The organism is Streptosporangium sp. NPDC048047, from assembly GCF_040653115.1.
Taxonomy (GTDB): domain Bacteria; phylum Actinomycetota; class Actinomycetes; order Streptosporangiales; family Streptosporangiaceae; genus Streptosporangium.
In genome coordinates this window covers 16,795-41,458 of the sequence record NZ_JBEZNH010000036.1, presented here as the reverse complement: position 1 = coordinate 41,458, position 24,664 = coordinate 16,795, and the positions used below count along the sequence as shown (strand labels likewise).

Genomic DNA, 24,664 nt, shown 5'->3' with positions numbered 1-24,664 from the left:
CGGTCCCTGGAAGGACCGACGGGGCGTCCACGGGTTCCTAGCGGGTGCCCTCGTTGACGACGCCGCCGTTGCCCCGGCCCCGGCCCCGTCCGTTGCCCCGGCCGAAGCCGGGCCCGAAGGTGCCGCCGTCGTTGACGACCGTGTTGTCGCCGCCGCCGTCGTCGCCGAAGTCGCCGCCGACGTCACCCGGCTTCTTCGGCGGCGGCTTGGGCGCGCAGTTGCCGGAGCAGCCGCCGAAGCGGTTCATGTTGACCGAGTGGAACGGGGTCGGGTCGACGCCCTTCAGCGCGCCGGGCATGGACAGCTTCCAGATCTTCCCGGAGATGGTGGCGCCGTAGACGTAGCCGTAGGGGGTGCCGCCGATCGTCACGCCCGTCAGGTCGTGGGTGAAGGCGCCGCGCGGGTCGCCGAGGCTGACCGCGGAGGCGAGGTCGGGGGTGAACCCGGCGAACCAGGCGGCGGTGTAGGCGTCGGTGGTGCCGGTCTTGCCCGCCGCCGGCCGGCCGATGCCGCCGATCTCGCTCATCGTGCCCTTGGTGAACACCCCGGACATGATGTGGGTGGCCGCGTCGGCGACCTCCTCGTCGAGGACCTCCTCGCACTTCGGCTTGTACGGAGTGGCCTTGCCGTAGCGGTCACGGATCTCGGTGATGGCCATCGGCTCGCAGTAGGTGCCGCGGGCCGCGATGGTCGCATAGGCGGCGGAGACCGTCACCGGGTCCATCTCGTTGACGCCGAGGGTGAAGGTCTCGACCTCGCGCAGCGGGCCGCCGTCGGACCGCTCGATGCCGAGCTTCTTGGCCGTCTTGACGACGTTGCAGAGGCCGACCTTCTCCTCCAGCTTCATGAAGAAGGTGTTCACCGAGCCCAGCGTGCCGGTGGTCAGCGACTTGAAGCCGCCGCCGCCCTCGCTGGAGTTGAAGACGTCATGAGTGGGCTCGCCGACCGCGTTGCCCTTGCAGTCGCGGAACGCGCCGTGGCTGGGGGCGTTGTAGGACTTGCCGGTGGTGTTGCCGTCGTTGAGCTTCATCCCCTGGTCGAGCGCGGTGAGCAGGGTGAAGGCCTTGAACGTCGAGCCCGCCTGGAAGCCGATGCCGCCGCCGTGCTGGGCGTCGGCGGCGAAGTTGATGCTGCTCTCGTTCTTCTTCTTGCTGTTGCCGAACTTCCGGCTGGTGGCCATCGCCCTGATGGCGCCGGTGCCGGGGACGACCATCGCCTGCGCGGCGACCGGCTTGTCGCTCGCGTGGACCATCTGCTTGATGGCCTTCTCCGAGGACTTCTGCGCCTGCGGGTCGAGCGTCGTCTTGATCGTCAGGCCGCCGCGCTGGAGCAGCTTCTCGCGCGCCTCGGGGGACTTGCCGAACAGCTTGTTGTGGCGGATCTCCTCGCGCACGTAGACGCAGAAGTAGGGGTACTTGCTGGTCTCGCAGCCGCCCGGGGCCGAGACGTCCTTGAACCCGAGCTTCTTGGCCTTGGCCTCGTCGGCCTCCTGCTTGGTGATCTTGCCGAGCTCGTACATGCGGTTCAGGACGGTGTTGCGCCGCTCCAGCAGCTTCTGCTGGCGGGCCTTCCAGGGCTTGGAGGACTCGCCCTGGTGCCGGGCCGGGTCGGTGCCGTTGGGGTCCTGTACGGCGCCGGCCAGCGTGGCGGCCTGCCACAGTTCCAGCTTGGACGCCGGCTTGCCGAAGAACCGCTTGGCCGCCGCCTGGATGCCGTGGGCGCCGGCGCCGAAGTAGGAGATGTTGAGATATTTCTCCAGGATCTCCGACTTGGTGTACTTCTCCTCGACCGCCAGGGCGTAGCGCAGCTCGTTGAGTTTCCGGGAGATGGTCGGCGCGATCGCGGCCTGCTTCTCCTCGGGGGTCTCGGCGCTGTTGAAGAGCACCTGCTTGACGTACTGCTGGGTGATCGAGGAGCCGCCCTGCGTGGAGCTGCCGCCCGCGTTCCGCACCGCCGCGCGCATGGTGCCCTCGATGTCGATGGCGCCGTGCTCGTAGAACCGGAAGTCCTCGATCGAGATGATCGCGGTCTTCATGACGTCGGCGATCTCGTCGAGCTTCACCGACTCGCGGTTCTCGTAGTAGAACTGCGCGAACGGCTTGCCGTCGGCGGCCAGCAGGACGGTCTTCTCCGGCAGCGGGGGTTCCTTGAGCGCCTCAGGGCGTAGGTGCAGCTCCTCTGTGACGGAGTTCACGCCGAGTCCCGCGCCCCCGACCGCCGGGAACGCGACGCCGGCCGCCAGAAGACCCGCGGCGGCGCCCGCGGCGACCAGCCGCAGAACCTTTCCGACCGCGCCTATCACCGTTACATGATCTTTGCCCTGAGCTTGCACACGTCAAGAGTACGTCGGACGGATGTCCCAAACGGTAACGGATCGCCAATCAGACTTGACCCGGTCATGTATCGAGTCAGGCGACGGCCACGCGCCGAGTCAGGTGACTAGTCATTCCCGGCCACGTGGCCGCTGATGACCATGCGGGAAATTGGTCCCGCCGGGGTCTGTCGGCTCGAACGTCTGATTGCGTACGTTCTCTTTCTGCGGCAACTGAATACGGAGGCCCGACGCCCGCGCCCGTCGGCCCCAAGTCACGACTGACCACCTAAGGGGAGTGGGGTCGAATGTGGATCACGGATTGGACCTCCCGTGCGGCCTGTAAGGGTGCGGATCCTGACGCGTTGTTCGTTCAGGGCGCTGCCCAGAACCGGGCGAAGCTGATCTGCCGGGGATGCCCGGTCCGTACCGAGTGCCTCGCAGATGCACTGGACAACCGCATCGAGTTCGGGGTGTGGGGCGGGATGACCGAGCGCGAGCGCCGCGCGTTGCTGCGCCGGCGACCTGACGTCGACTCCTGGCGCGATCTGCTGGAGATGGCCAAGGAGGAGTACGAACGGACGAACGAGCTGATCGCCGGCTGACGTCCGTTCCGATCACGTATGTACGGCCGGCGCCTCGGCGCCGGCCGTATCCGCGTGTTCCGGGGGAGGCCCCGAGGCGTCACCGGACGGCCGGGAGCCCGCCGGCCTGAAGGCTCCGGGGCACTGGCCGGGGCGCTACCGGGCGGCCGGGACCGGGGCGCCACCGCGGCCGGGATCCGTGCGCTACTGGGCGGCCAGGAGCTTGCCGATCTGGCGGAGGCCCTCCAGATCGTGCACGTCCTCCCACATGGCCGGCACCTCCGCGACGGGCACCGTCGGGTGGGCGGTGACGAAGTGCTCGCGCTCGCGGTGCTCGCGGGCGGCGAGCTGCATCCGGCCGGCGTGCAGCCGGAGCACGGCGGCGGCCAGGTCGTGCCCGCCCCGCGACTCCAGTTCCTCGGCGGCGGCGGCGCTGCGCGCGGCCGACAGGCCCTCAGCGGGCGAGCGGTGCACCCGGTTGATCACGACGCCCGCCAGGGGCATCCGCTCCTCGGCGAGCCGTTCCACGAAGTACGACGCCTCACGCATCGCGTCGCGCTCGGGCGCGGCCACGACGACGAACGCGGTCCCGGGGGCCTGCAGCAGCTGATACGTCTGCTCGGCGCGCGCCCGGAAGCCGCCGAAGACGGCGTCGAGCGCGGAGACGAACGTCTGCAGGTCCTTGAGCACCTGCGCGCCCAGCAGCTTGGTCATGGCCCCGGCGATCAGACCGAAGCCCGCGTTGAACAGCTTGAACGCGCTCCGCCCGCCCGCCTTGGCGGGGGCGGTCAGCACGCGGATCAGCCGGCCGTCCAGGAAGCGGCCGAGCCGTTCCGGCGCGTCCAGGAAGTCGAGCGCGGACCGCGACGGCGGGGTGTCCACGATGATGAGATCCCACTCACCCGACCGGCGCAGCTGGCCGAGCTTCTCCATCGCCATGTACTCCTGGGTGCCGGAGAAGCTGGACGACAGCGACTGGTAGAAGGGGTTCGTCAGGATCTGCCGGGCCCGCTCCGGGTCGGCGTGGGCTTCGATGATCTCGTCGAAGGTCCGCTTCATGTCGAGCATCATGGCGTGCAGCGTGCCGTCGCCCGCCACGTCCTCGACCGGCCGCGGGACGTTGTCCAGCTCGGTGAGGCCCATCGACTGCGCGAGCCGCCGCGCCGGATCGACGGTGAGCACGACGGCCGCCCGGCCGCGTTCGGCCGCGCGCAGCCCCAGCGCGGCCGCGGTGGTGGTCTTGCCGACGCCGCCGGAGCCGCAGCAGACGATGATCCGGGTGTCCGGGTCGTCGACGATCGCGTCGAGGTCGAGGACCGGGACGTCCCGGTGCCCGCCGGGTCGCTCGCTCATGCTGCTCCCTGGTTGCGGATCGATTCGGCCAGCTCGTACAGCCCGGCGAGGTCGACCCCGTCGGCCAGCAACGGCAGCTCGTAGCGGGGGCGGCCGGACGCGTTGAGCGACTCCCGCTCCCGCTGCTCCAGCCCGGTGCGGTGGGCGTGCTCGACGATCTCCTCGGCGAGCGCCTCGGCCACCGCGGCGGCGTCGGAGGTGCCGTCGGCGAGCCCCGCGGCCTTGAGACCGAGCGCCAGCTCGGCCGGGTCGAACCGGCCGCCGGCCGCGGCGTCCAGCACGGAGGCGGGGAGCAGCGACTCCCTGACCATGTTCGTGAAGATCCCGCCGGGCGGGAGACCGGCGGCGGTCAGCTCGGCGAGCCCGTCGAGGGTCTCCTGGACCGGCATCTCCTCCAGGAGCGTGACGAAGTGCACGGCGGTCTCCGGGGAGGCCACCACGCCGTTCACCAGGTCGGCGTGGTTCTTGATGGGGCCGACCCTGGCCAGGCCCGCCACCTCGTTGGTGACGTTGAGGAAGCGGGTGATCCGCCCGGTCGGGGGCGCGTCGAGCACGACCGCGTCGTAGACGCGCCTGCCGTCCTTGTTCTTGCGGCGGACCGCCTCGGTGGTCTTGCCGGTCACCAGGACGTCGCGGAAGCCGGGGGCGACGGTGGTGGCGAAGTCGACGATGCCCATCTTGGTCAGGGCCTTGCCCGCCCGGCGCATGCCGTAGAACATCTCGAGGTAGTCGAGCATGGCCTCTTCGGGATCGACGGCCAGGGCGTGGACGTCCCCGCCCCCCGGCGCGACGGCGACCCGCCGCTCCTCGTACGGCAGCGGCGGCAGGTCGAAGACCTGCGCGATGCCCTGCCGGCCCTCGACCTCGATCAGCAGGACCTTGCGTCCGCCCGCGGCGAGGGCAAGGGCGAGCGCGGCGGCCACCGTGGTCTTGCCGGTGCCGCCCTTCCCGGTGACGACGTGGAGGCGTACGCCGTCCCAGTCGGTGTCGCGAGCTCTCACGTCTCGAAGGCTACCCAACCGTCACCTCACGATTCGCCCGGACCGTCCTGCTCCGGGACCCATCACGGTGATCCCGCTCACTTCCGCGGCGCGCGGCCGGCCGTACGGCCTCGAAACGGGGACGGACCAGGGGCGGAACGGGCGCGCGATCGCGGGGCGGCGTAGGGCGGACGCCGGCCGGGCCCGCCTCGCTAATGTGTCCCCCATGACGAAATGGGAGTACTCGACGGTGCCACTGCTGGTCCACGCGACCAAGCAGATCCTCGACAACTGGGGCCAGGACGGCTGGGAGCTCGTCCAGGTCGTGCCGGGGCCGAACCCCGAGCAGCTGGTCGCCTACCTGAAGCGGCCCAAGCAGTGACGCCGCAGCAGAGGCTGGACGAGCTGGGCATCGCGCTGCCGGAGGTCGCGGCGCCGCTGGCGTCCTACGTCCCGGCCGTCCGGACGGGCAACCACGTCTACACCTCGGGCCAGCTCCCGATGGTGGACGGCGGGCTCGTGGCGACGGGCAAGGTCGGCGAGAAGCTGACCGCGGAGGAGGCCGCCGGCCTCGCCGGGATCTGCGCGCTGAACGCCCTGGCCGCCGCGGCGTCGGCGGCGGGCGGCGTGGACAACATCGTGCGGATCGTCAAGGTCGTCGGCTTCGTGGCCAGCGCCCCCGACTTCACCGGGCAGCCGCAGGTGATCAACGGCGCGAGCGACCTGCTCGGCAAGGTGTTCGCCGAGACCGGCGGGCACGCCCGCAGCGCGGTGGGCGTGGCGGTCCTCCCGCTGGACGCGCCGGTGGAGGTCGAACTGATCGCCGAGGTCCGCTGACGGCGGCTCGCCGGTGGCCGGGCCGGTCCCGGCCCGGCCACCGGGGCCGGCCGCGATTGTCCGGAGCGGCGGACCTGCCACATGATGGTCACCGAGACCGACTGTTGTTCTGGTGGAGGATCTGAATGGGCGGGTTCCCGCTTTCCGGCGCGGACGGCGAGCGCGCGCGCGACATCCTGGCCGGGCGGGCGCGGCCCGTTCCGGCCCGGGACGCCGCCACCGTGGTCCTGCTGCGCGAGGGCACCGCGAACGCCGAGGGCGTTGAGAGCGCCGGGGACGTCGAGAGCGCCGGGGGCGCGGGAGACTCCGGGAGCGCCGGAGGCATCGACACCGGGGGGTCCGGGCACGGGGGCGTTGAGGTCTACCTGCTCCGGCGCACGGCCGCGATGGCCTTCGCGGCGGGCGCCTACGTCTTCCCCGGCGGGTCGGTGGACCCCCGGGACGCCGACCACGCGGTCGCATGGGCCGGGCCGTCGCCCGCCGAGTGGGGCGAGGTCTTCGGGGCGGACGAGAAGCTCGCCCGCGGCCTGGTGTGCGCCGCGGTGCGCGAGACGTTCGAGGAGTCGGGCGTCCTGCTCGCCGGCTCGTCCCCGACGTCCGTCGTGGCCGACACCACCGGCGACGACTGGGAGGCCGACCGGCTGGCCCTGATCGACCGGAGCCTGTCGTTCGCCGACTTCCTCGCCGGGCGCGGACTGGTCCTCCGCTCTGACCTGCTGCGGCCCTGGGGCCACTGGATCACCCCGGTGGTCGAGCCCCGGCGCTTCGACACCCGCTTCTTCGTCGCCGCCCTCCCCGCGGGCCAGCGCACCCGCGACGTCGGCGGCGAGGCCGACCAGGTGACCTGGGCCCGGCCCGCCGACGCGCTCGCCGGGGCCAGGGACGGGCGGATCTTCCTGATGCCCCCGACCCACCGCACGCTCGGCGAGCTCGCCGGGTACGCGACCGTGGCCGACGTGCTCGCCGTACGGCGGGAGATCGTCACGCTCATGCCGGAGGTCGCCGAGGTGGACGGGGAGCTGTGCCTGGTGCTCGACGGCGAGTACTTCAGGCAGGGCCGCCGGTGAGCGGGCTGCGGATACCCCTGGGCGGGCCGGACGGCTCCGGCACGGCCCACACCCTGGCGCTGCTGGCGCCCAACCCGTCCCCGATGACGCTGGACGGCACGAACACGTGGGTGATCGGCCGCCAGGACGTGGAGGAGGACGTGCTCGTCGTCGATCCCGGGCCGGACGACGAGGCGCATCTCGCGCGGGTCGCCGCCCGCCTGGCCGGGCGCAGGGTGGCGGCGATCCTGCTGACCCACGGTCACGACGACCACAGCGGCGGCGCGCGGAGGTTCGCCGGGCTGGTGGGCGCGCCGGTCAGGGCGCTGGACCCCCGGCACCGTCTCGGCGACGAGGGCCTCGCCGACGGCGACGTGGTCACCGCCGGCGACCTGGAGCTGCACGTCGTCGGCACGCCCGGCCACTCGTTCGACTCGCTGTGCTTCTGGCTGCCGGAGGACCGGGCGATGCTGACCGGCGACACCGTCCTCGGCCGGGGCACCACCGTGATCGCCCCGGACGGCGACCTGGCCGACTACCTGCGGTCGCTGGACCGGCTGCGGGCGACGGCCGAACGGGCCGGGGCCGAGGCCCTGCTGCCCGGCCACGGTCCGGTGCTGGCCGATCCGATCGGCGCGCTGGACGGCTACGTCGCGCACCGCAGGCGGCGGCTGGACCAGATCCGGGCGGCCCGCGCCCGGGGCGCGACGACGCCGCGGGAGATCGTCGAGATCGTCTACGCGGACGTCGACCCGTCGCTCTGGCCGGCCGCCGAGATGTCGGTCCGAGCCCAGCTCGGCTACCTGGAGGACTGACCGCGCCGTGGCCCGCCCGTACGGCCAGCCGGCCGGGCCGGTCGCGTGGGCCCGGTCGGTCGCGTGGTCCGGCTAGTCGTGGGAACGCCGTGGGAACGGTCCCAACGGTCCCGGCGGGTCCTACCGGGAGCGGTTGTGCAGGCGCTCCAGGTCGAGGATGACCACGGCCTTGGCCTCGATCCGCAGCCAGCCGCGCTGGGCGAAGTCGGCGAGGGCCTTGTTCACCGTCTCCCGGGACGCGCCGACGAGCTGGGCCAGCTCCTCCTGGGTGAGGTCGTGGTGGACGCGGATGCCGTCGTCGATCCGCTGGCCGAAGCGGTCGGCCAGGTCGAGCAGCGCCTTGGCGACCCGCCCCGGGACGTCGGTGAAGACCAGGTCGGCCAGCACGTCGTTGGTGCGGCGCAGCCGCTGGGCCAGCGCCCGCAGCAGGTGCAGGGCGACCTCGGGACGGCCTGTCAGCCAGGGACGCAGGTCGTCGTGCCCGAGCCCGGCCAGCCGGACGTCGGTCAGGGCGATGGCGGAGGCGGTGCGGGGACGGGGGTCGAACAGCGACAGCTCGCCGAACATCTCACCCGGGCCGAGCACGCTCAGCAGGTTCTCCCGGCCGTCCGGCGCGGTCCTGGACAGCTTGATCTTGCCTTCGAGCACCACGTAGAGGCGGTCGCCCGTCTCGTTCTCGCTGAAGAGCGTCTGCCCCTTGGACAGGGTGACCTCGGAGATGCTCGTGCGCAGCGCCGCGGCGCTCTCACGGTCGAGCGCCGCGAACAGAGGTGCCTTGCCCAGCACGTCGTCGGTGTTCACAGTGCCTCCTGTTTCACGGCTCACGCAGTCATTGTGACGTATCCCACCGCGCAGTCCCAAAGGGGGCCGTACGCGTAGGCTGTCGGGGTGGCCCGCAACATCATCCCCGCTGGTGAGACCCGGCTCGCCCTGGTCCGTCGTGCCCGGCGAATGGACCGGATCCTGGCGGAGACCTACCCCGACGCGCACTGTGAACTCGACTTCCGCGACCCGCTCGAACTGCTGGTCGCGACGATCCTGTCCGCACAGTGCACCGACAAAAGGGTCAATCTAGTCACTCCAGCTCTTTTTATGAAATATAGAACAGCGGAGGACTACGCCGCCGCCGACCGGGCCGAGCTGGAGGAGCTGATCCGGTCCACCGGCTTCTTCCGCGCCAAGGCCGCCAGCATCGTCGGCATGGCCCAGGCCGTCTGCGAGCGCCACGGCGGCGAGGTCCCCCGCAGGCTCGCCGACCTCGTCAAGCTGCCCGGCGTGGGCCGCAAGACGGCGAACGTCGTGCTGGGCAACGCGTACGGCGTCCCCGGCATCACCGTGGACACCCACTTCCAGCGCCTGGCCGGCCGGTTCGGCTGGACCACGGAGACCGACCCGGTGAAGATCGAGAAGGTCGTGGGGGAGCTGATCCCCAGACGCGACTGGACGATGGCGTCCCACCGCATGATCTGGCACGGCCGCCGCATGTGCCACGCGCGCAAACCCGCCTGCGGCGTCTGCCCGCTCGCCGCCCTCTGCCCCTCGTACGGCATCGGCCCGGTCGATCCCGTCCAGGCCGGGAAACTGGTGCGGCCCGGACCGTTCTCCTGATCCGGCCGCCCGGCCCTGCCGCGGACGGGCCGGAGAGGCGGACGGGCCGGAGAGGATCATGGAACCCGCGCACCCTCGGCCCCCGCCGCCCCGGCTCCCGCGAACCCTCCGGAAGCGGCGGGACCCGGGAAGCAACCGGCCGGGCCGAGGTGTTGCAGAAGATCGGAGGTGTACCCGTGGAAGTTCCCGGATGGTTGGAAACCCTCGCCAGGAGAGCCGCCAAGGCGCCGGTTCCCCCGATGCTGCGCCCGCCCGCCTCCGGAGGGCGCGCCGCCGCGGTGCTGCTGCTGTTCGGTGAGGGCCCTCTCGGCCCCGACGTGCTGCTGATCCAGCGCAGCCGGCGCGGGCGGCTGCACGCGGGCCAGCCCGCGTTCCCCGGCGGCGGGGTCGATCCCGTCGACGGCGGCCCGGTCGCCGCCGCGCTGCGCGAGGCGCGGGAGGAGACCGGCCTCGACCCGGCGGGGGTGCACGTCGTCGGCACGATGCCGGAGCTGTACGTCTCGCACAGCCACAACCGGGTGACCCCGGTTGTGGGCTGGTGGCACACCCCGTGCGCGGTCCACGCGGCCTCGCCCGACGAGGTGGAGTCGGTGGAGCGGGTCCCGGTGGCCGAGCTGGTCGACCCGGTCAACCGCCTCCGGTTGCGTCACCCGAGCGGCTACAGCGGCCCGGCGTTCCGGGTGCGGGGGCTGCTGGTGTGGGGCTTCACCGCCGGAGTGCTCGACGGCGTGCTCGCCGGATCGGGATTCGAGCGGCCCTGGGACCGCTCACGGGTCGAGGACATCCCCCCGGACGTCGTCAACCTCGCCGCCCGCTGACGGCCGCCCGCCGTCTGACGGCCGCCCGGCGCGGGCCCCGCCATCGCCTGACGGCCGTCCGCCGGTCCCGCCGCCTGACGGTCGCGCGCTCTCCTCGCCGGTGGTCGCCGGCCGCCCGTCACCGGTCGCGGCGGCCGGCCGGACGCCGTCGATCGCGCCGCCCGTCGACAGCGCCAGGCCCAGGCAGGCCCACTCGGCCACGTCGTCGTCGGGGTCGGCGGCCAGCCGCCGCAGCGCCGCGAGGCCCGTGGGGTCCGGCGGCCTGCCCACGATGTTCGGCAGCGCGTAGGCCGCGCCGTACCGCACCCTGGGGTCGGGATGCTCGCTCAGGCGGATCACCGACGGCAGCGCGCGGCGGTCGTGGAGATGGCCGAAGGCGATCAGCACCGAGTACAGGACCGTCCGGTCCTCCTCGCGGGCGGCCAGCGCGCGCAGGATGGGCAGGCCGCGGTCGTTGAGGCCCAGACGGCCGAGGATGTCGGCCCCGAGCGTCCGCTCGGCCACCGTCCCGCCGTCGCACAGCCGCCGCGCCGCGGCGAGGGTCTCCAGGTCGTGCCGCTCGCCCAGCAGCCCGATCACGTGCCAGCGGACCTCGCCGTCCTCCTGGTCCCGCAGCGCGGTCTCTATGAGAGCCGCCACGGGCGCCGACCCCCCGATCGTTGCCATACGGCCACGATAACGGGCCGCACGTCACCGAAGGAGTGCACGCGCGGGCCGGTCGGTGGATACCGTAAAGGGGTGAGTGGTGATCTCCTCGACCTTATCCTGATCGCACTGATGGTGGCCTTCGCGGTGTCGGGATACCGGCAGGGGTTCATCATCGGGGCGCTGAGCTTCGTCGGATTCGTCGGCGGAGGGCTGCTGGGCATGTTCATCGCCCCGCCGATCGCGGCCGCCGTGGTCGACGGGGAGACCGAGCGGGCGCTGCTCGCCATCGTCATCGTGTTCCTCAGCGCGACCATCGGGCAGTTCGCCTCCTCGACGATCGGCGCGGTGGTCCGCAGCCACGTCACCTGGGAGCCCGCGAAGGTCGTCGACGCTGTGGGCGGCACCTTCGCCAGCGCGTTCTCGGTGCTGGTCACCGCCTGGCTGATCGGATCGCTGCTGGCCTCCTCGCAGTTCACGCTGCTCAGCGAGCAGGTCAACAAGTCGCTGCTGATCAGTACCGTCGACCAGGCGCTGCCGACCGCGGCGAAGGACTTCCAGAAGCCGTTCAAGAGCTTCATCGACACCTCCGGCTTCCCCAAGGTCTTCGACGCCATAGGGGCGGGCCAGTTCGTCGAGGTGCCGCCGCCCGACCAGGGCGTGCTGAAGGGATCGCAGCTCTCGCGGGCCCGCCGGGGCATCGTCAAGGTCCAGGGCATCGCCACGAGCTGCCGCAGGCACATCGAGGGCACCGGCTTCGTCTACTCCCAGAACCGGATCATGACCAACGCCCACGTGGTCGCGGGCGTCGACCAGGGCCTGCAGGTCACCGACTACCTCAACAACGTCCACGACGCCAGGGTCGTGCTCTACAACCCCGACCGGGACATCGCGATCCTCTACGTCCCCGGCCTGAACCTCCCGGTCCTGCGCTTCGACGGCGGCGCCGAGAAGGGAGACGACGCCATCGTCGCGGGCTTCCCGCACGGCCACGGCTTCACACCCAACGTCGCCCGCATCCGGGGCCAGCAGAAGGCGAAGGGGCCTGACATCTACGACCGCAAGACGGTCTTCCGCGACGTCTACGCGATCCGCGGCCTGGTACGGCAGGGCAACTCCGGCGGGCCGCTGCTCTCCCCCGAGGGCAAGGTCTACGGCGTCGTCTTCGCCGCGGCCCTCGACCAGCGCGAGACGGGATACGTCCTCACCGCCGCCGAGGTCACGCCGGACGCCCAGGACGGCTCGCGGCTGGTCAACCGGGTCAGCACCCAGGAGTGCGACCAGAGCGGCGGCTGACCCCGCGAAGCCCGCTCCCGGCGGTCACCCCACCGGCAGGCGGACCGTTCCCGCGGCCGGGCTCCCGGCGCTTCCGCGGAGGACCCGGTCATCGGAGCCTCCGGGGTGTCCCGCGGAGGAGCCCCGCGTCACCGGGCCGGGACCCGCGTCATCCGCCCGGGGAGGTCCCGGGCCCTGCGGAGCCCGGGTTCCTCAGAGCCCGGGTCCGTCGAGGAGGTCGCGGATCGCGGCGACGGCCGCCCCGGCGTCCGTGTCCCCCAGGGTCCGGGCGGTCCTGGCGACCTCTTCGTACGGCACGCCGTACCCCTCGACCCGGTCCGCTCCCCGGGCGAGCAGCGCCGCGGCCCCGCGACGATTGCCGCGCTGGAGGTGGGTGAGGCCGACGCAGATCTGCGCCAGCCCCTGCCACAGCTCCCGCTCCCCGGCCGGGGAGTTCTTCCACCGCCCCTCGAACACCTCGTGGGCGTGGAACGGCCGGCCCTCGCCGAGCAGCCGCCGCGCCTCCGACAGGGCTTCGGCGGCACTCGGCGCGTAGTCGTCGGGGACGCGCTCGACGCCCTCGGCGTCGTGCGGCAGCGGCCTGCCGAAGGCGTCCCGGGGCCGCCGGTTGCGCGGCCGTCCCTCCGGGTCGCGGTCCCTGGGGATCACCGGCCGGACTCCTTCGCCGTACAGCGGGCCGGGGACGCCCCGGGGACGCGGTCGCGTGGGATCACCGGCCCGGCTCCGGGTCGGCCAGCCAGGAGACGAGCTCGGCGTCGAACTCCTCCGGGCGCTCCTCGTGCGGGAAGTGCCCGGCGCCGTCGATCATCTTCCACCGGTAGGGGCCGGTCACGTAGCGGCCCGAGCCGTGGGCGGTGCGCGGCAGGGCGTGGGGGTCCAGCGCGCCGTGCAGCTGCAGCGTGGGCGCGTCGATCCCCTTCCGCATCATCCTGGCGTACCGCAGCCCGTCGGGACGGAGCTGGGAGCGGGCGAACCAGCGGTGGTACTCCACCGCGCAGTGGGAGACCGTGGGGATGCGGAACACCTCGCGGTAGGTCCTCGCCACGTCCTCCTCCGGCCAGCCCGGCCCCGACCACTCGTCGAGCATCCGGCCCACCTTCGCCCCGTCCCCGGCCGTCAGGAGGCGCTCCGGCAGGAACGGAAGCTGGAAGCCCAGCGCGTAGGAGGCCGCCCGCAGCTGGCCGAACGGCTCGCCGAACAGGGCCGCGCGGAGCCTGCGCGGATGCGGGGCCGACACCGTCACCAGCCGCAGGACCGCCTTGGGGTCGCACACCGCCATCGTCCAGGCCAGCAGCCCGCCCCAGTCGTGGCCGACCACGACGGCGCCGCTCTCGCCCAGTGCCCGGATCAGCCCGGCCGCGTCACCGGCCAGCGTGGGCAGGTCGTAGCCGCGCGGCGGCTTGTCGCTGCCGCCGTAGCCGCGCAGGTCGACGGCGACGGCGCGGTATCCCGCCGCGGGCAGCGAGACGAGCTGGTTGCGCCAGGTCCACCAGAACTGCGGGAACCCGTGCAGCAGCAGCACGAGCGGCCCCTCGCCGGCCTCCACCACGTGGAAGCGGGTCCCGCCGGCGTGCACCGAGCGGTGGGTCCAGGGGCCTTCGACCCGTACCAGGGACTCGTCGGGGGCGTTCACAGGTCCCGGCTCACCGGCTCACGGTGCGAGCCGACCTGGCCCGCAGTCGGGGGGACGGGCGCCGCCGCGACGGGGAGGTCGCTCTCGCCGCTCTTGAGCGTCTTCAGCGAGTGCAGCGTCCGCTTCATCCCGGTCAGGCCCTTGAGCCGGCGGATGCCGAGGTAGACGAACAGGGCCGCCACCACCAGGTAGAACACCGTGACGATCGTGAACGCCAGCCACGTCCAGACGCCGAGGGCGACCAGGCCGTAGGCGATGGCGAACGAGGCCAGGATCAGGCAGAGGTGGGCCATGAACGCGGCGGCGCCGAACAGGCCGGCCGCCACGCCGGCCCGCTTGGCGTCGAACCTGAGCTCGGACTTGGCCAGCTCGATCTCGGCGCGGACCAGGGTGGAGATCTGGTCGGTGGCCGCGGCGACCAGCGAGCCCAGCGACTCCTCCTGGGGTTCCGCGGGTGGCATCTGTGTCATCTGGGGTTCTCCAATCAAGGGCCGGTGTCGACCATCATCCTGCGTGCCGAGTGTTCGCGCACGCGCACCCTGAGCAGGACCGCCGCCAGGACCGAGGCGATGAGGCTCGCCGCCAGCACGCCGACGGTCACGGCGTCCGCCCGCCCCTGGTCGCCGCCGTAGGCCAGGTCGCCGATGAGCAGGGAGACGGTGAACCCGATTCCCGCCAGGGTGGACACGGCCGCCATGTCCCGCCAGCTCAGCTCCGCGGCCAGCCTCGCCAGGCCGAGCCGTACGGCCAGCCAGGCGCCGCCGAAGACGCCGATGAACTTGCCGACGACCAGGCCCGCGACCACGCCGAGCACCACCCGGTCGCCGGCCGCGTCGCCGAGCCCGGCCAGGTCGAGCGGGACCCCGGCGGACAGCAGCGCGAAAACGGGCACGGCGAGGCCCGCCGAGAGGGGGCGGATCCGGTGGTCGGCCCGTTCGGCGGGGGAGCCCGTCTCACCCGGCGCGGCGTGCACTCGCGTCATCAGCCCCAGCGCTACCCCGGCGACGGTCGGGTGAACACCGCTGATCTCCACGGCGTACCAGGCGGCCAGGGCGAGTGGGAGATAGATCCACAGACCGCGGACCCGGCGGGCCTGGAGCAGGCCGTACAGGGCGATGATCGCCGTTCCGGCCAGCAGGGCGAGGAGGTTCAGGTCGTGGCTGAAGAAGACGGCGATGACGGTGATCGCCCCGAGGTCGTCCACGACGGCGCAGGTCAGCAGGAACGCCCGGAGCGCGGCCGGCATCGCGCTCGCGGTCACGGCGAGCACGGCGAGGGCGAAGGCGATGTCGGTGGCGGTGGGGATGGCCCAGCCGCGGGCCGCGTCCGGCGCGCCCCGGCTCACCGCGAGGTAGACCAGGGCGGGCACGACCATCCCGGCGATCGCCGCGATGACGGGCAGCGCGGCCTTGCGGAGGTTGGCGAGCTCACCGTGGACGAACTCCTCCTTGACCTCGACGCCGGCGACGAAGAAGAAGACCGCGAGCAGGCCGTGCTGGGCCCACCGGTACAGCTCCAGGTCGAGGCCCAGGGCCTGTGGGCCGAAGGAGGCGGCGCGCAGCCCTTCGTAGGAGTCGTGGGAGACGTTGGCCCAGACCAGCGCGGCGACCGCGGCCAGCAGCATGACGACGCCGCCGACGGTCTCGGCGCGCAGTGCCTCGGCGACCTGGCGGCCGTACCGGATGGTGGGCCCGAAAGGCCAGATCTCGGCGGGACGGCGTGCGGGACGGGGCATGGGACCTCCTGGCAACGCGGCGGAGGTCGTTCCCCCACCGGCCGACCAGACTTCCCGGCACACCTGCCCGTCAGCCTACATGGGCTGGAAAATCCCTTTTCGGCCCGTGTGGCCCCGCGGGTCCGTGGATTCACGGCCCGCGGGGCCACACGGGCCGGGGGTCACTCGTCGCTCTTGGCGCTGGGGAGTTTCTCGGAGATGAGGTTCATCACCGTGCTGTCGGCGAGCGTGGTGACGTCGCCGATGCTGCGGTTCTCGGCCACGTCGCGCAGGAGACGCCGCATGATCTTTCCGGAGCGGGTCTTCGGCAGCTCGGGGACCACCAGGATCTGCCGCGGCTTGGCGATCGGGCCCAGCGTCTTCGCCACGTGGTTCCGCAGCTCGGCGGCGACGTCGTCGCTCTCCTCGACGTTGCCGCGCAGGATCACGAACGCCACGATGGCCTGGCCGGTGACCGGGTCGGTGGCGCCGACCACCGCGGCCTCGGCGACCTTCGGGTGGGAGACCAGGGCCGACTCCACCTCGGTGGTGGAGATGTTGTGGCCGGAGACGAGCATGACGTCGTCGACCCGGCCGAGCAGCCAGATGTCGCCGTCCTCGTCCTTCTTGGCGCCGTCGCCCGCGAAGTACATGCCCTCGAAGCGCGACCAGTAGGTGTCGATGTAGCGCTGGTCGTCACCCCAGATCGTGCGGAGCATCGACGGCCACGGGTCGCGGATCGCGAGGTAGCCGCCACCGCCGTTGGGCACGGAGTTGCCCTGGTCGTCGACCACGTCGGCGCTGATGCCGGGCAGCGGGCGCATGGCCGCGCCGGGCTTGGCCGCTGTGACGCCGGGCAGCGGGCTGATCATGACGCCGCCGGTCTCGGTCTGCCACCAGGTGTCCACCACCGGGCAGCGCTCGCCGCCGATGTGCTCGCGGTACCAGACGTACGCCTCGGGGTTGATCGGCTCGCCGACGCTGCCCAGGACGCGCAGGGATGACATGTCGTACTTGGCGGGGATGTCGTCACCCCACTTCATGAAGGTGCGGATCGCCGTGGGAGCGGTGTAGAGGATCGTGACCCCGTACTTCTGCACGATCTCCCAGAACCGGCCGCGGTGCGGGGTGTCCGGGGTGCCCTCGTAGATGACGCTGGTCGCGCCGTTGGCCAGCGGGCCGTACACGATGTAGGAGTGGCCGGTCACCCAGCCGATGTCGGCGGTGCACCAGTAGACGTCGGTGTCGGGCTTGAGGTCGAACACCGCGTCATGGGTGTAGGCGACCTGGGTGAGATAGCCGCCGGTGGTGTGCAGGATGCCCTTGGGCCTGCCGGTCGTCCCGCTGGTGTAGAGGATGAACAGCGGGTCCTCGGCGCCGTTCGCCTGGACCTCGTGGGTCTCGGACTGCCGGTCCACCAGGTCGTGCCACCAGACGTCCTTGTCGGTCCAGTCCACCTCCTGGCCGGTCCGCCGCACGACCAGGACGTGCTCGATGCCGGGGCACTCCTTGACGGCCTCGTCCACGGTCGGCTTGAGGGCGCTGGGGGCGCCTCTGCGGTAGCCGCCGTCGGCGGTCACCACGAGCTTGGCGTCGGCGTCCTTGATCCGGCCGCTGAGCGCGCTCGCGGAGAAGCCGCCGAACACCACCGAGTGGATCGCGCCGATGCGGGCGCAGGCCAGCATCGTGATCGGCAGCTCGGGGATCATGGGCATGTAGACGGCGACCCGGTCGCCCCTGCCCACGCCCAGCTCCCGCAGCGCGTTCGCCGTCTTGGAGACCTCGCGCTGCAGGTCGGCGTAGGTGAGGGTACGGCTGTCGCCCTCGGGCTCGCCCTCCCAGTGGTAGGCGACCTTGTCGCCGCGGCCCGCCTCGACGTGGCGGTCGACGCAGTTGTAGGCGACGTTGAGCTCTCCGCCGACGAACCACTTGGCGAAGGGCGGGTTCCACTCCAGCGTGGTGTCCCAGCGCCTGGACCAGGCGAGCCGGGCGGCCTGCTTCTCCCAGAACGCCAGGCGGTCCGCCTCGGCCTCCGTGTAGGCGTCGGCCGTCACGTTGGCGGCCGCGGCGAGGGCGGCGGGAGGCGCGAACCGCCGGGTCTCCTGCAGCAGGTTCGACAAGGTCTCCTGGGTCTCACGCGACTCGGAACCAGGGGTCTCCGGGGTCACTGCGCACTCCTTACGTACGGCCGGTCGGTCTGGACGGTCCCACTTCACCAGGCTGGCGGTGCCCGCCACAAGAGGTCTAGACAGGTCTGTACCAACCGGTGATAGGGGGTCGGCGCGGTTCACAAAGGTCTCGGCGGCCGATGACGCGCGCCGGAAAACCGTTGTGCTTTCGACACCATAAGAATGGATAAAGCGTTATTCACATGGTTTTACAGGGGGTTGCGGTGGGCGGTGGTATGCGTTCGCCGAACGGCGTGGCGCGCGTTTCCCGTCGCACGCACCGGGCGTTTCGGCGACGGGCCAAATCGGCCTGACGATCCGGTCCGGCCCCGGCCGGAGACCGGCGGCGCCGTATCGGGGGCAGGAGGAGGAACGGAGGCGGGGCGCGGGGAGAACGGTGCGATGCCGCCCGGAGCGCGGGCCGGATGCTCCGCCGGACGTTCTGCCGGACGTTCTGCCGCTCGCTTCGCCGGGCGAGGGCCGGGTTTCGCCGCTCGCTTCGCCGGGTGAGAGCCGGGTTTCGCCGCTCGCTTCGCCGGGTGAGAGCCGGGTTTCGCCGTACGGGGCGCGCGGCCGGAGACCGCCACGGGGGCGCGCGGCCACAGGCCCGGCGGGCCGGGACGCCCGGCCGCGGGCTCGCCACGCGGATCCCTCGGGGTTCGGGGCTCGGGGTTCGGAGCGGATACCGGGATCGTCCGGCGGGCGGCGGCGGTCCTTTGTTGACCGGCCGGTAGGGTCGGGGACGTGAACGACCCATTGGCTGCCATCTCCGAGCTCCCCGGGGTGCCCGAGGCCGTCGCCGAGGCGCGCGCGGCCGTGGACCGGCTCTACCGGCATCGCGTGCTGCGGCGCAAGAGCCCGCAGGTGTCGGCCATGTCCGCGCTGCACGGGGCACGCGCGTCCGCCGCGCTGGACGGTGCGGACGTCCCCCTCGAAGCCATCCCCGAGGCCACCGACCCGGTCGTCCAGGGCGCGCTGCGCGTCTCGGCCGAGCTCGGCCGGCTCGGCCCCACGTGGCGTACGGCGCCGCGCCAGGTGCTGGCCAGGCTGCACACCCTCGCCGCGACCGGCCTGACCGAGGACCTCGGGCGGCCCCGGGCCGCCGCGGAGGCGCCCGACCCCCTGGGAGTGGGCCCCGCGCCCGGCCCGGAGGAGACCGTGGCCCGGGTGGACGGGCTGGTGGGCCTCGTCACGGGGACGTCCACGGCGCCCGCCCTGGTGCTCGCCGCCATCGTGCACGCGGAGCTGGCGGTGCTGCGGCCGTTCGGGTCGGCGGACGGCGTGATCGCCCGGGCCGCGGAGCGGCTGAGCCTGGTGGAGTTCGGCCTCGACCCCAAGTCCCTGGTGGCCGTCGAGGTGGGTCACGCCGAGCTCGGTCCCGGCTACCCGGAGGCCCTGCGTTCCTACATACTCGGCACCCCGGAAGGGGTGGCGCGCTGGGTGCGGCACTGCGCCTCGGCGGTGACCCTCGGAGTGCGGGAGGCCACGGCGATCTGCGAGTCCATGCAGCGCGGCTGACCGGACCCCGGATGCGCCGGGGCCTCCCGCGTCCGAAGCGGACGGCGTGCCGGTGGGGCGTCCGGTTCGATCGGGTACGCCGATGGGGTGCCCGGTCCGGTCGGGTGTGCCGGCGGGGCGTCCGGTCAGGTGTGCCGGTGGGGCGTTCGCTCTGGTCGGGTGTGACGGTGGGGCGTCCGCTCTGGTCACAGGCGCGGCCCGGCCGCAGTCGCGTTCCGGTCACAGGCGCGGCCTGGCCCCGGTCGCGGACATAGCAGACGGCGCTCCTGGTGTGGAGCGCCGTCGCTGGCACGTCCAGACGGGTTACCAGGCGTGCACCCTGATGTCACTGAGCGGGTTGGAGCCCGCTCCGACATGCCTCCCGCGGCTCGGCGGCACGTGGGTGCCCGATGGCCATGCCCCGGACAAGTGGTCCGTTGAACCCTTTCTATGCCGGATCGAGGCGGATGGGAACCCCTGAGACCAAGACCTTTACAGACCGAGGGACATTCATGGACCAACCTCACTTGCCCGACATAGGGGACATGAGCGTACAAACTGGGAATCGTGTCTGCCGTGTCACTCTTCGTGTCCGCGGAGCCTCAACGGTGGGGAGCGATGAATGGGCAGTTCCTCGCGACGGAATCGTTACCTTAGAAAAACCGTAAGAAATCGCCGTTTACTCCTCGACGAAACTCAAGTCGATCGGGCAGCATTAGGGCGTATCCCCGTACCGGGGCGGCAGCGGACGAGTTCGTTCGGAAGTGATCCCGTTCCGCCTCGGATACCGCTGAAGGCTTTCTTCTGAAACGGGACCGGCTCTACCCCCCCAGAGCCGGACCGATCGGCGACCCCCGCTCTCCCCCCTGCGGGGGTCGCCGCTTTTCCGGCCTCCGTCCCGGTCATGTTCCCGGCGGTCTCTCCGGCCTGGTTCCGGCTCCGTTCTCCCCTCCGCCCGCGTGCTCGTACCCCTTCGCGGCCCCGCGCTCCTTCGGAGCAGGGCGCACGGGTCCGTCCGTACGGCGCGCCGATCCTGCTGTCCACAGGGGGTGGCCGCGCCGCCGGAGTTTTCCACAGAGCGGCGTTCGGCGCCCCGGGGACGGGCGCCTTCCCCGGAAAGTGGGCCTTCCGCATTTCAGGGAGGCACCCATGGACCGCCCGCTGGTCATCACCGAAGACCCCGACCTGCTCGACGACCTGCTCCGCGTCGCGGCCGCAGCCGGAGCCGAGCTGGACGTCGCCCACGCCCCGGCACACGCCCGGCCCTACTGGAACCGCGCGCCGCTGGTCGTGGTCGGCAGCGACCTGGCCGACGCCCTGGCCGCCACCGGGCCACCGCCCAGACCTCGCGTCCTGCTGGTCACCCGCGCTCCGGACGAACCCGACACCTGGCGCAGATGCGTGGCGGTCGGCGCCCAGTCCGTCCTCGAACTGCCGTCGGCCGAGCGGCGACTGGTCGACGAGTTCGCCGACGTCGTGGAGCCGGCCGAGCGAGCGGGGCGCGTGGTCTGCGTCGTGGGCGGGAGCGGCGGGGCGGGGGCCAGTGTTCTGGCCGCGTCGCTGGCGCTGAGCGCCTCCCGTCGCCGCCTCCGTACCCTCCTCGTGGACGCCGATCCCCTCGGCGGCGGCCTCGACCTGCTCCTCGGCCAGGAGGAGGCCGAAGGGGCCCGCTGGCCCGACCTGGTCGCCCGCGAGGGCAGGATCAGCTTCACCGCCCTCCAGGCCGCCCTGCCCTCCTTCGCCGAGCTGACCCTGCTCTCCTTCCACCGCGGGGAGGCCCAGGCCATCCCCGCCGAGGCGATGCGTTCGGTCCTCGAATCGGGCACGCGGGGTTTCGATCTGGTGATCGTCGATCTCCCTCGCCGCCTCGATCCGGCCGCGGCGGAGGCGCTCGGCCGGGCCGCCGTCACCCTGCTCGTGGTCACGGCCGACGTGCGCGGCGTGCTGGCCGCCGCCCAGGTCCTGACCGGGCTGCGCGAGCACACGGGTGAGGTGCGCGCCGTCGTGCGCGGCGGGGTCCTCGAAGAGAGCGTGGTCACCGCCTCGCTGGGCGTCCCCTCCGTGGGCGCCCTGCCCGACCAGCCCCGGCTCGCCGCCGCGCTCAACCGCGGTGACGCCCCGCCGGTCGGCCGTCGCACCTCCCTCGGCCGTTTCTGCTCCTCGTTCCTGAACTCGCTGTACGGGCCCGAGAACGGCGCCGGGGCATGAGCCGGGAACCGGCCGCGGGCCGTGCCGGCGACCGCTCCGCGGGCACGGCCGCGGCCGTCTCACCCGACCTGGTGGAGGCGGTCCGCGTACGGCTGGCCCGGGCCGGCGTCGAGCCCAGCGCCGCGCACGTCGCCGCCGCACTCAGAGCCGAGCGCGCGGTGCTCGGTGACGCCGAGATACTGGCGGTCGCCCGGGCCCTGTGTGCGGACCTGATCGGAGCGGGCCCGCTGGAGCCCCTGCTGGCCGAGACCGAGGTCACCGACGTGCTGGTGAACGGCCCGCGCGAGGTGTGGGTCGACGACGGATGCGGTCTGCGCCGGACGCCGATCGTCTTCCCCGGTGAGGACGCGGTCCGGCGGCTCGCCCAGCGCCTCGCCGCGGCGGCGGGGCGGCGACTCGACGACGCCTGCCCCTACGTCGACGCCCGGCTCCCCGGCGGCGTCCGGCTCCATGCCGTCCTGCCGCCGGTGGCGCCCGGGGGCACCTGCCTGTCCCTGCGGCTCCCACCCCGCCGCGCCTTCGCCCTCGCCGACCTCGTCGAGGCGGGCGCGATCGGAGCCGGCACCGTCCCGGTGCTCACCGCGGTGGTCGAGTCCAGGCTCGCCTTCCTCGTCACCGGCGGCACCGGCACGGGCAAGACCACACTGCTGTCGAGCCTGCTGTCCCTCGCCGATCCCGGTGACCGGCTGCTGCTCGTGGAGGACTCCGCGGAGCTGAGGCCGGAGCACCCGCACGTGGTGCGCCTGGAATCCCGCCCGGCCAACCTTGAGGGAGTGGGCGGCGTCTGCCTGCGCGACCTCGTCCGCCAGGCACTCCGGATGCGCCCGGACCGCCTTGTCGTCGGCGAGGTGCGGGGCGCCGAGGTCGTCGACCTCCTCGCCGCGCTGAACACCGGGCACGAGGGCGGCTGCGGCACCCTCCACGCCAACACCGCGACCGATGTGCCGCCCCGGCTGGAGGCCCTGGCGTGCGCCGCGGGTCTCAGCCGCGAGGCTGTCCACAGCCAGATCGCCGCCGCTCTGGACGTCGTCATCCACCTTGTCCGCGACCACGCCGACGGCCGCCGCCGGGTGGCCGAGATCTGCATGATGATCCGTCGCCCCTCGGGTCTGGTGGAGGCCGAACCGGCCCTCACCTTCCCGTCCGGGGGTGAGGTGATCCCCGGCCCCGGGTTCGTGGCCCTCAGGGCGCGGATCCCTGACATCACCACCGTGGCGGCCCGTCCGGTGTACCGGGTCTCCACCCCCGAGCGTCACACCCCAGGTCCTCCCGCCTCCGGGCCTCCTGGCCACGGCACCTCGGAGGCGTGGCCGTGACGGCGGCGGCCGTGTTCCTCGTCTCCCTGGCAGTCTGGCTGTGGACCGGGCCGGACCCGGGGACGGCGCGTCTCCTCCGGATGGGCCGTCGTCCGTTCCTCCGGGTTTCCTCCCTGAAGGAGAGGGTCACCCGCCGTTCCAGGCCCGCCAGACGCGCCGCGGCCTGGCGGGCCGCCTCCTTGGAGCTGTGCCAGGGGCTGGCGGCGGAGCTGACCGCGGGGCGGACACCCGGTGAGGCGCTGGCCCGGGCCGCGGCGGTCGCGGAGTTCCCCGACCCGGTGGCGGTGCGGCCGCTGGTGGCGGCGGCCAGAGACGGGGGCGACGTTCCGGCCGCCCTGCTGGCCGCCGCACCGGAGCAAGGGGGAGAGGCGTTCCGCGGTCTGGCCGCCTGCTGGCGGGTGAGTGCGACCGCAGGGGCGGGATTGTCGGCCCTCGTCGACCGGGTGACCGCCTCACTGAGGGAGGCCCAGGCGCATCGCCAGGAGGTCACCGCCCAGCTCGCCGGCCCGCGTGCCACCGCACGCCTGCTGGCGGTCCTGCCGGCCCTCGGCCTGGTCATGGCCACCGGGCTCGGCATGCGGCCGCTGCGCTTCCTGTTCGGCGGCCCGGCGGGGTTCGGCTGCCTGCTCGCCGGGCTGGCGCTCGACGGCTGCGGCCTGTGGTGGACCCACCGCCTGGCGGCTCGCGCGGAACGCTCCTGACCGTGGAGCGGGAGCGGCCACCGGAAGGCCACCGGAAAGCCGGCGGAAAGGCCGGCGGAAAGGCCGGCGGAAGGAGCGGCCACGGACCGGGAAGCGGCGGGCTCAGGCGGCCACGGGCACCGGAGGCGGTGCGCTCCGGGGCGGTGAGCCCGCGAAGGCACGAAAGCCGGAGAGTCGCGGGGTCCGGGAAGCGCGGGGTGCCGGAAGTTCGAGGTTCGGAAGCGTGAGGAACGACTCGGGAGAGGCAGATGATCGGACTGGTCACCGTCATGCTCACCGCGCTCGCGGGATGGCTGTGGATACCACCTGACGAACCGGCTCGGCGCGTCCACCGGATTCACCGGGCCGGGCGAGCCAAGGGCCCATCAAGTCCGTCAGGCCCGCCGGGCTCACCGGGATCGGTGGCTCCGGCGAGCCCGTGGAGTCCGTGGAGTCCGGGGACGTCGCGGGCGGGAGACGGGGCGTCCCTGTTCGGGCTCCCCACGGCGGACGGCGCTCCGGCCGCGAGGCGACGACCCGGCCGGGGAGAGGCGCTGCTCTGCGCCGCCGTGGGTGTCGTGGTGTTCCTCCTTGTCGGAAGCGTCCCGGGGGTCGCCGCGGGAGCGCTCGGCACCGTGGTCACGTGGGTGTCGCTCCGCAGGCGAGAGCCTCCCGGATCACGCCGTGAGCAGGACCGTGTGGCGGCGGACCTGCCGCTGGCCGCGGATCTCATGGTCGCCTGCCTTCGCGCGGGACAACCGGTCACCGGAGCCGTCGACGTCACGGCCGAGGCGATCGGCGGGCCGATCGCGGAACGGCTGGCCTGGGTGAGCGGGCAGTTGAGACTGGGAGCGGCACCGGAGAGCGCCTGGCGGGCCCTCGCCGCCGAACGCCCGCTGGCGCCTCTCGCACGGACGATGAGCAGGGCGGCTCTCAGCGGTGCTCCGGTGGCCGATGTCCTCAGCCGGTTGGCCGACGACTCCCGTCACGAGGCACGGGCCGTGTCCTCCGCCGCGGCCCGTCGAGTCGGAGTTCAGGCCGTCGCACCGCTCGGCCTCTGTTTCCTGCCCGCCTTCGTCCTCCTCGGGATCATCCCCGTCGTCGCGGGTCTCGCCGACGAGGTGCTCTTTCCCTGACGTCCGGCGGGGTGCGGCG

Annotated in this window: 23 protein-coding genes; 13 read left to right on the top strand and 10 right to left on the bottom strand. The window is 72.9% G+C overall.

What is annotated here, in order from left to right; translation table 11 throughout:
* Nucleotides 1-37: 37 nt before the first annotated feature.
* Nucleotides 38-2,302 (bottom strand): transglycosylase domain-containing protein, encoded by a 2,265-nt coding sequence (locus AB0D67_RS26455; protein WP_362941244.1) that lies wholly within the window; start codon nucleotides 2,300-2,302, stop codon nucleotides 38-40.
* A gap of 317 nt (nucleotides 2,303-2,619) precedes the next feature.
* Here AB0D67_RS26455 and AB0D67_RS26450 point away from each other — a divergent pair, with 317 nt between their 5' ends.
* Nucleotides 2,620-2,916, top strand: coding sequence for a WhiB family transcriptional regulator (locus tag AB0D67_RS26450; protein ID WP_179820724.1), 297 nt, complete (start codon nucleotides 2,620-2,622; stop codon nucleotides 2,914-2,916).
* A 183-nt stretch (nucleotides 2,917-3,099) separates the two neighbouring features.
* On the opposite strand, the gene AB0D67_RS26445 is transcribed toward AB0D67_RS26450, so the two are convergent.
* Nucleotides 3,100-4,248, bottom strand: a complete 1,149-nt coding sequence (locus tag AB0D67_RS26445; protein ID WP_362941241.1) for an ArsA family ATPase — start codon at nucleotides 4,246-4,248, stop codon at nucleotides 3,100-3,102.
* Nucleotides 4,245-5,249, bottom strand: coding sequence for an ArsA-related P-loop ATPase (locus AB0D67_RS26440; RefSeq protein WP_362941238.1), 1,005 nt, complete (start codon nucleotides 5,247-5,249; stop codon nucleotides 4,245-4,247). Before AB0D67_RS26440 ends, AB0D67_RS26445 begins: the two co-directional genes overlap by 4 nt.
* A 205-nt stretch (nucleotides 5,250-5,454) precedes the next feature.
* Here AB0D67_RS26440 and AB0D67_RS26435 point away from each other — a divergent pair, with 205 nt between their 5' ends.
* The 4 genes from AB0D67_RS26435 (at nucleotide 5,455) to AB0D67_RS26420 (ending at nucleotide 7,926) form a co-directional block, all read left to right on the top strand.
* Nucleotides 5,455-5,610, top strand: a complete 156-nt coding sequence (locus tag AB0D67_RS26435) for a DUF4177 domain-containing protein (protein ID WP_012887236.1) — start codon at nucleotides 5,455-5,457, stop codon at nucleotides 5,608-5,610.
* Complete coding sequence (locus AB0D67_RS26430) at nucleotides 5,607-6,065, top strand: RidA family protein (protein ID WP_362941235.1); 459 nt, start codon at nucleotides 5,607-5,609, stop codon at nucleotides 6,063-6,065. The genes AB0D67_RS26435 and AB0D67_RS26430 overlap by 4 nt, the downstream gene beginning before the upstream one ends.
* A 125-nt stretch (nucleotides 6,066-6,190) precedes the next feature.
* Nucleotides 6,191-7,132: an NUDIX hydrolase gene (locus AB0D67_RS26425; protein WP_362941232.1), complete on the top strand. Its 942-nt coding sequence runs from the start codon at nucleotides 6,191-6,193 to the stop codon at nucleotides 7,130-7,132.
* Nucleotides 7,129-7,926, top strand: a complete 798-nt coding sequence (locus AB0D67_RS26420) for an MBL fold metallo-hydrolase (protein WP_362941229.1) — start codon at nucleotides 7,129-7,131, stop codon at nucleotides 7,924-7,926. The genes AB0D67_RS26425 and AB0D67_RS26420 overlap by 4 nt, the downstream gene beginning before the upstream one ends.
* A 120-nt stretch (nucleotides 7,927-8,046) precedes the next feature.
* On the opposite strand, the gene AB0D67_RS26415 is transcribed toward AB0D67_RS26420, so the two are convergent.
* Nucleotides 8,047-8,727, bottom strand: a complete 681-nt coding sequence (locus AB0D67_RS26415; RefSeq protein WP_179820706.1) for a Crp/Fnr family transcriptional regulator — start codon at nucleotides 8,725-8,727, stop codon at nucleotides 8,047-8,049.
* A gap of 87 nt (nucleotides 8,728-8,814) precedes the next feature.
* Between AB0D67_RS26415 and nth the strand changes: the two genes are divergently transcribed.
* Both nth and AB0D67_RS26405 read left to right on the top strand, forming a co-directional pair.
* Nucleotides 8,815-9,534, top strand: a complete 720-nt coding sequence (gene nth / locus AB0D67_RS26410; protein ID WP_362941226.1) for an endonuclease III — start codon at nucleotides 8,815-8,817, stop codon at nucleotides 9,532-9,534.
* Nucleotides 9,535-9,710: 176 nt separating this feature from the next.
* Nucleotides 9,711-10,352, top strand: coding sequence for a CoA pyrophosphatase (locus AB0D67_RS26405; protein WP_362941223.1), 642 nt, complete (start codon nucleotides 9,711-9,713; stop codon nucleotides 10,350-10,352).
* On the opposite strand, the gene AB0D67_RS26400 is transcribed toward AB0D67_RS26405, so the two are convergent.
* On the bottom strand, nucleotides 10,302-11,018 hold the full coding sequence (locus tag AB0D67_RS26400) for a HEAT repeat domain-containing protein (RefSeq protein WP_362941220.1): 717 nt from the start codon (nucleotides 11,016-11,018) through the stop codon (nucleotides 10,302-10,304). The genes AB0D67_RS26405 and AB0D67_RS26400 overlap by 51 nt on opposite strands.
* A gap of 72 nt (nucleotides 11,019-11,090) precedes the next feature.
* Between AB0D67_RS26400 and AB0D67_RS26395 the strand changes: the two genes are divergently transcribed.
* Entirely contained in the window at nucleotides 11,091-12,293 is a 1,203-nt protein-coding gene (locus AB0D67_RS26395; protein WP_362941217.1) for a MarP family serine protease, read from the top strand.
* Between the two features lie 192 nt (nucleotides 12,294-12,485).
* Here AB0D67_RS26395 and AB0D67_RS26390 read toward each other — a convergent pair whose 3' ends face one another.
* The 5 genes from AB0D67_RS26390 to acs all read right to left on the bottom strand — a co-directional run bounded on the left by AB0D67_RS26390 (nucleotide 12,486) and on the right by acs (nucleotide 17,808).
* Complete coding sequence (locus tag AB0D67_RS26390) at nucleotides 12,486-12,941, bottom strand: DUF309 domain-containing protein (RefSeq protein WP_362941214.1); 456 nt, start codon at nucleotides 12,939-12,941, stop codon at nucleotides 12,486-12,488.
* A gap of 61 nt (nucleotides 12,942-13,002) precedes the next feature.
* Nucleotides 13,003-13,926 carry an alpha/beta hydrolase gene (locus AB0D67_RS26385; RefSeq protein ID WP_362941211.1) on the bottom strand — a complete coding sequence of 308 codons (924 nt, stop codon included), beginning with the start codon at nucleotides 13,924-13,926 and terminating at the stop codon, nucleotides 13,003-13,005.
* Nucleotides 13,923-14,396 carry a phage holin family protein gene (locus AB0D67_RS26380; protein WP_362941208.1) on the bottom strand — a complete coding sequence of 158 codons (474 nt, stop codon included), beginning with the start codon at nucleotides 14,394-14,396 and terminating at the stop codon, nucleotides 13,923-13,925. The genes AB0D67_RS26385 and AB0D67_RS26380 overlap by 4 nt, the downstream gene beginning before the upstream one ends.
* Before the next feature lie 14 nt (nucleotides 14,397-14,410).
* Nucleotides 14,411-15,661 carry a Na+/H+ antiporter NhaA gene (gene nhaA, locus AB0D67_RS26375; RefSeq protein WP_362941205.1) on the bottom strand — a complete coding sequence of 417 codons (1,251 nt, stop codon included), beginning with the start codon at nucleotides 15,659-15,661 and terminating at the stop codon, nucleotides 14,411-14,413.
* A gap of 161 nt (nucleotides 15,662-15,822) precedes the next feature.
* Nucleotides 15,823-17,808 carry an acetate--CoA ligase gene (gene acs / locus AB0D67_RS26370; RefSeq protein ID WP_362941202.1) on the bottom strand — a complete coding sequence of 662 codons (1,986 nt, stop codon included), beginning with the start codon at nucleotides 17,806-17,808 and terminating at the stop codon, nucleotides 15,823-15,825.
* Between the two features lie 744 nt (nucleotides 17,809-18,552).
* Here acs and AB0D67_RS26365 point away from each other — a divergent pair.
* From AB0D67_RS26365 to AB0D67_RS26345, 5 genes are all read left to right on the top strand, one after another.
* Nucleotides 18,553-19,326 carry an oxidoreductase gene (locus AB0D67_RS26365; protein WP_362941199.1) on the top strand — a complete coding sequence of 258 codons (774 nt, stop codon included), beginning with the start codon at nucleotides 18,553-18,555 and terminating at the stop codon, nucleotides 19,324-19,326.
* Between the two features lie 1,128 nt (nucleotides 19,327-20,454).
* On the top strand, nucleotides 20,455-21,513 hold the full coding sequence (ssd, locus tag AB0D67_RS26360) for a septum site-determining protein Ssd (RefSeq protein WP_362941196.1): 1,059 nt from the start codon (nucleotides 20,455-20,457) through the stop codon (nucleotides 21,511-21,513).
* The gene (locus AB0D67_RS26355; protein ID WP_362941193.1) at nucleotides 21,510-22,829 is read left to right on the top strand and encodes a TadA family conjugal transfer-associated ATPase; all 1,320 of its coding nucleotides are present in this window, start codon (nucleotides 21,510-21,512) and stop codon (nucleotides 22,827-22,829) included. The genes ssd and AB0D67_RS26355 overlap by 4 nt, the downstream gene beginning before the upstream one ends.
* Entirely contained in the window at nucleotides 22,826-23,530 is a 705-nt protein-coding gene (locus AB0D67_RS26350; RefSeq protein WP_362941190.1) for a type II secretion system F family protein, read from the top strand. The genes AB0D67_RS26355 and AB0D67_RS26350 overlap by 4 nt, the downstream gene beginning before the upstream one ends.
* Nucleotides 23,531-24,090: 560 nt before the next feature.
* Complete coding sequence (locus tag AB0D67_RS26345) at nucleotides 24,091-24,645, top strand: type II secretion system F family protein (protein WP_362941187.1); 555 nt, start codon at nucleotides 24,091-24,093, stop codon at nucleotides 24,643-24,645.
* The last annotated feature ends 19 nt before the right edge of the window (nucleotides 24,646-24,664 follow it).

What these genes read in the sequence shown, in the direction of transcription:
- AB0D67_RS26450 (WP_179820724.1), top strand. Translation starts at nt 2,620, where the DNA reads ATGTGGATCACGGATTGGACCTCCCGTGCGGCCTGTAAGGGTGCGGAT.
- AB0D67_RS26445 (WP_362941241.1), bottom strand. Translation starts at nt 4,248, where the DNA reads ATGAGCGAGCGACCCGGCGGGCACCGGGACGTCCCGGTCCTCGACCTC.
- AB0D67_RS26435 (WP_012887236.1), top strand. Translation starts at nt 5,455, where the DNA reads ATGACGAAATGGGAGTACTCGACGGTGCCACTGCTGGTCCACGCGACC.
- AB0D67_RS26425 (WP_362941232.1), top strand. Translation starts at nt 6,191, where the DNA reads ATGGGCGGGTTCCCGCTTTCCGGCGCGGACGGCGAGCGCGCGCGCGAC.
- AB0D67_RS26400 (WP_362941220.1), bottom strand. Translation starts at nt 11,018, where the DNA reads ATGGCAACGATCGGGGGGTCGGCGCCCGTGGCGGCTCTCATAGAGACC.
- AB0D67_RS26380 (WP_362941208.1), bottom strand. Translation starts at nt 14,396, where the DNA reads ATGACACAGATGCCACCCGCGGAACCCCAGGAGGAGTCGCTGGGCTCG.
- nhaA (WP_362941205.1), bottom strand. Translation starts at nt 15,661, where the DNA reads ATGCCCCGTCCCGCACGCCGTCCCGCCGAGATCTGGCCTTTCGGGCCC.
- ssd (WP_362941196.1), top strand. Translation starts at nt 20,455, where the DNA reads ATGGACCGCCCGCTGGTCATCACCGAAGACCCCGACCTGCTCGACGAC.
- AB0D67_RS26355 (WP_362941193.1), top strand. Translation starts at nt 21,510, where the DNA reads ATGAGCCGGGAACCGGCCGCGGGCCGTGCCGGCGACCGCTCCGCGGGC.